This window comes from Streptomyces smyrnaeus (genome assembly GCF_017676345.1).
GTDB classification, from domain to species: Bacteria; Actinomycetota; Actinomycetes; order Streptomycetales; family Streptomycetaceae; genus Streptomyces; species Streptomyces smyrnaeus.
In genome coordinates, this window is the sequence record NZ_JAFFZM010000062.1 from 1 (window position 1) to 629 (window position 629).

A 629-nucleotide genomic window follows, 5' to 3' on the forward strand; every position below is an offset into this window, starting at 1 on the left:
GGAGGCCTTGGTGACGTCGTTGCCCTTGTAGCGGATGGTGCCGGAGGTGGGCTGTTCGAGATGGGTGATCAGTTTGGCGACCGTGGACTTGCCGCAGCCGGACTCCCCCACGATGCCCAGCGTCTCGCCCTTGTGCAGATCGAAGGAGACGCCGTCGACGGCCTTGACCGCCCCGACCTGCCGCTTGAAGAGGATGCCCTGCGTCAGCGGGAAGTGCTTGACCAGATCCCGCACCTCCAGGATCGGCTCCCCCGCCGCGTACGCGTTCTGTGCGTGCGACCTCGCCAGCAGCTTCCGCGCCTCCCGGCCCTCCTCCCGGGCCTCCCTGCGCCCCGAGTGGTCAGGGTGCATCGAACATCTCCTTCCAGAAGTGGCAGGCGCTGCGCCGCTCGTCGGAGACCTCGTACAGCGGTGGCTCGTCGGTACGGCACACGGCGCGTGCCATGGGGCAGCGCGGGTTGTAGGCGCAGCCGGGCGGGATCTCCAGCAGGCTGGGCGGCATCCCGCGGATGACGTTGAGCTCCTGCCCCTTCTGGTCCAGGCGTGGGATTGAGTCGAGCAGGCCCTTGGTGTACGGATGCGCCGGAGCCCGGTACAACTCCTTGACCGGTGCGGTCTCCACGATCCGG

General features: G+C 68.4%; 2 protein-coding genes. Both read right to left on the reverse strand.

The window, feature by feature from the left end:
- Nucleotides 1–351 (reverse strand): ATP-binding cassette domain-containing protein (locus tag JW613_RS35465; protein WP_209215312.1); only part of this gene is annotated, 351 nt, incomplete at its 3' end.
- On the reverse strand, nucleotides 341–629 hold a 289-nt coding region (locus JW613_RS35470), incomplete at its 5' end, for an oligopeptide/dipeptide ABC transporter ATP-binding protein (protein WP_372448048.1). The genes JW613_RS35465 and JW613_RS35470, both read right to left, overlap by 11 nt.